This is a genomic window from Acinetobacter sp. YH01009 (assembly GCF_013420765.1).
GTDB lineage: Bacteria > Pseudomonadota > Gammaproteobacteria > Pseudomonadales > Moraxellaceae > Acinetobacter > Acinetobacter amyesii.
Genome location: NZ_VOYE01000036.1, coordinates 1 through 3,906, shown reverse-complemented (window position 1 = coordinate 3,906; position 3,906 = coordinate 1). Strand labels below are relative to the sequence as shown.

Here is a 3,906-nt window from a genome sequence, read left to right as displayed (position 1 = left end):
AGCAAGAGTGAACCACCTGATCCCTTCCCGAACTCAGAAGTGAAACCTCTTAGCGCTGATGGTAGTGTGGGGTTACCCATGTGAGAGTAAGTCATCGCCAGCTCATTATTCGAAACACCCCCTTCAAAGCGAAGGGGGTGTTTTTTTATGCGTGATGAAAAGGGAAGAAAAAAATAATAAGAAAAGCAGAAAGACAAACTGGGAAATGATAGATATTTAAAAATAATACGGCTAAACAGCGCTAAAAATTTACATCAAGGTGAGTCTATATTCTTTATAGTGAAGTTCAGTCTCCAATGTATAAAAACAATAGGATGTGCAAATGCTCCAAGATCTCAATGAAGTCTCTATTTTAGAGATATTGCAGCAACGCTTTGAGGCAAATATGCAGCGTCATCCAGAATTGCTTTGGGATGATGTTAAAAAACAATTGATTGCACAGCCCTCAAAACTAAAAACTGTAATCGAAATGGAAAAAACAGGGGGTGAGCCAGATATTGTGAGGCTGAATCGGCAATCTCATGACCTGATATTTTATGATTGCAGCTTAGAGTCGCCAAAGCCTAGACGACGCTTATGTTATGACCGTGATGCCTTGGAGAATCGGAAGGATCATCCTCCCAAAAATAACGTAATAGACATGGTTCGAGACATCGGTGCTCAGCTGCTTACAGAAGAGGACTACCGAGCGATACAGCAAGTTTTTCATTTCGATTTAAATACTTCGAGCTGGATCGTGACGCCAGCAGATATTCGGCAAAAGGGTGGGGCACTGTTTTGTGACCGACGTTATGATCATGTATTTAGCTACCATAATGGCGCACAGTCATATTATGCGTCTCGTGGATTTCGCTGTAAGCTGGTGATTGCTTAATCTCAGCGCTATCAAGGTATTTAAAACAATCTAGAGTGTTCAAACGAACTTTTCTAAAGATATATTTTCGTTTGTTTTTTAGACATTTAAAATTTTTCTAAACTAAAGATAGAAATAAATGATGGTGTGTCGTTCTGAAGTTGAATGAAAGAATAGAAGAATTAGACCTAAAAACAAGGACATTATTATTTAAAAAAAGAAGTTAAATAATCATATATTGATAATGTTTAATAATTAAACTAAAGCATGAAAAATAACACAATTAACATGTACTTATAAGAGACTAGATTTATTAAACATACGTCTAATATCCCTAGAAAACACTGTTCCGTATATTCCGTGGCTGTTGAATTTTACTTAAAAATTCAATGAATGTTATGGACAAGTACTCATGGGAGATGAGAACGATGACAACGGAAAAAATAGACATAAATTCTGTAGTCGATAAGGCTAAATTTACCCCGTTCCACTTCAATGTAGTGGCTTGGTGCTTATTGATTATTTTATTTGATGGCTACGATTTAGCGATTAATGGCGTGGTTTTACCATTATTGATGCAAGACTGGGGCTTAAGTGCAATGCAAGCGGGGATGCTTGCCAGTACTGCGCTCGCAGGCATGATGTTTGGTGCCATGTTCTTTGGTTCTTTAGCAGATAAGATTGGCCGTAAAAAAGTCATCATGATCTGTATCGTTTTATTTAGTGGTTTGACCTTTGCTGGTGGTTTTGCGTCGAATCCAACAGAATTTGGTATTTTGCGTTTCTTGGCTGGTTTAGGGATTGGCGGTGTAATGCCTAACCTTGTGGCTTTAACGTCGGAATACGCGCCGCAGAAGATGCGTAGCACACTAGTAACGACGATGTTTAGTGGTTATGCAGTCGGTGGTGTGATGGCGGCACTTTTAGGTTCATGGTTCACCCCTGACTTTGGTTGGCAAATCATGTTCTTTATTGCAGGTATTCCACTTTTCCTTTTACCAGTGATTTGGAAATTCTTACCTGAATCTTTGGCATTTATGGTGAAAGAAAACAAACAGGAAAAAGCTCGCAGTATCGTGAAGCGCTTAGCGCCTGAAGTGAAAGTAACCGAAAATACAGTGTTCACTTTACCGCAGGAAAGCGTGCCTGAAGCTGCTAACGTGGTGAGTTTGTTCCGCCGTGGTCGTGCCGTAAATACATTGCTGTTTTGGGTGGCGTTCTTTACGTGCCTATTGACCATGTATGCGCTAAGCAGCTGGTTACCAAAACTGATGATGGCAGCCGGTTATTCTATGGATAACAGCTTAATGTTCATGATGGTCATGAACGTGGGCGCAGTTGTGGGTATTGTTGGCGGTGGTATTTTGGCTGACCGTTTCCATTTAAAACCTGTGCTGATGGTTTTGGGTATGATGGGGGCGATTGTGATGAGCTTGATGGGCTTCCAGTCAAATCAGTTCTTGCTATACATCTTGGTGTTCTTGGCAGGTGCTGCATCTATTGGTTCGCAAATGCTGTTGTACAGCTATGTGGCGCAGTATTACCCACTTGCTGTACGTTCGACAGGTATTGGTTGGTCTTCTGCGATTGGTCGTATGGGCGCGATTGTAGGGCCGATTCTGATCGGTGGTTTGCTTGGTATGAACTTACCTGCTCATTTCAACTTTATGGCGGTAGGTTTACCTGTACTGATCACTGCAATCGCGGTTGCGTTGATTATGCATGAAAATGACAGTGATAAGATTGATGTTAAAGAAGCATCTACAGCCAAAGCTTAAGTTGTGATTCTTTAAAAAGAAAAGCCTCCGAAAGGGGGCTTTTTTATTTAATTTTTAGTATGTTATATGAATATTAATTTATAAAATGGTTAAAAAATGAAAGGAATTTTTACTAATACTAATTCTAAAAAAGATTTTTTTAGAGCTGGATTCATGAATAGTATTGAAGATGGAATGGAGGTCTATATTGCATCAGCATTCTTTACTGAATTTGATGTGATTGATGAGTTAATTCAAAGAAATTGCCGTATTAGAATAGTTGTTAGGTTAGGGTTTCCAACATCACCTATTGCTTTAAAACATCTTTTAAATAACAGCAAAAATATCGAAGCTAGATTTTATACTAATCCATCTTTTCACCCTAAATTATATATTTTAGGAGATAAAATAATTTTTGTAGGATCTGCAAATTTAACCAAAAGCGCTTTACTTACAAATCAGGAAATTATGATTGGGCTTCTATCTGATGATTCAAGATATGAGGAACTTATTATGCTATTTTCTGAATATTGGGATGCAGCCAAAGTCTTAACTTATGAAGAAGTTGAAAAATATGAAAAAATTTATAAAACATTTAAATCGACTTTAGATAGTGTTAATGATTTTGACTATGAAGTTGAACAAGTTTTAGGTGATGTGAATTTTCCTAACATCGAAAGATATGTACCAAGACAAAAAAAATCTGAGCTTTTTTTAGATAGTTTTTTAAAGTCGTATCAAGAATCGGTATCTGCATTCAATTTAATAGAACAAGTTTATAAGAGAAAAAGTCGAAAAATTGATTTGAATTTAATACCATTGAGGTTAGAAATTGATTCTTTTTTTAGTTTTGTTCGCGATCGGCATGCAATAAATGACATTTGGAAAGAACAAAAAATAGGTTGGGATACAAATAAAGAGGCGTTATTAAATCGCTTGATTGATGAGTGGATGAATACTAATTGGCCACATTTTGAAGATACAATTGTCCATTATAATTATCCATTAATTAATAAAATATTAGGTAGTAAGGCCGCTATAGAACTAGCTAAACCCGAACAAATAGTAGATGCTCTTTGCGTTGCACATTCATTCTATGATCGTCTAAGATTTTATAAAGGAGGTTTAAATACACTTAAACAAGAGTTTTTAAGAAATAATGATATATCTAACCCGAATCCTTTTTAAGCCAATGACTGCATAATTTGAATTGTGGGCTTATGCTGCTGAGTTAATTGGTATGCACATAGTGATGCGTAAATACCACTTAAAAAGCCTGAGATACTTCTAGCTCTA

3 protein-coding genes, 1 rRNA gene and 1 pseudogene are annotated in these 3,906 nt (G+C 37.0%); 4 read left to right on the top strand and 1 reads right to left on the bottom strand.

All coding sequences use genetic code 11. From position 1 onward, the window contains the following. The 4 genes from rrf to FTT76_RS17305 form a co-directional block, all read left to right on the top strand. Positions 1–103 (top strand): 5S ribosomal RNA (gene rrf / locus FTT76_RS17320); the annotation flags it as partial. A 219-nt stretch (positions 104–322) separates the two neighbouring features. Further along, positions 323–874: a DUF4256 domain-containing protein gene (locus tag FTT76_RS17315; RefSeq protein ID WP_180184033.1), complete on the top strand. Its 552-nt coding sequence runs from the start codon at positions 323–325 to the stop codon at positions 872–874. Between the two features lie 407 nt (positions 875–1,281). Then, positions 1,282–2,631 carry an aromatic acid/H+ symport family MFS transporter gene (locus tag FTT76_RS17310; protein WP_180110345.1) on the top strand — a complete coding sequence of 450 codons (1,350 nt, stop codon included), beginning with the start codon at positions 1,282–1,284 and terminating at the stop codon, positions 2,629–2,631. A 96-nt stretch (positions 2,632–2,727) separates the two neighbouring features. Then, entirely contained in the window at positions 2,728–3,798 is a 1,071-nt protein-coding gene (locus FTT76_RS17305) for a phospholipase D family protein (protein WP_180190652.1), read from the top strand. Here the strand turns inward: FTT76_RS17305 and FTT76_RS17300 are convergent. Then, a pseudogene (locus FTT76_RS17300) lies at positions 3,795–3,906 on the bottom strand (IS982 family transposase); the annotation flags it as partial. The gene FTT76_RS17305 and the pseudogene FTT76_RS17300 overlap by 4 nt on opposite strands.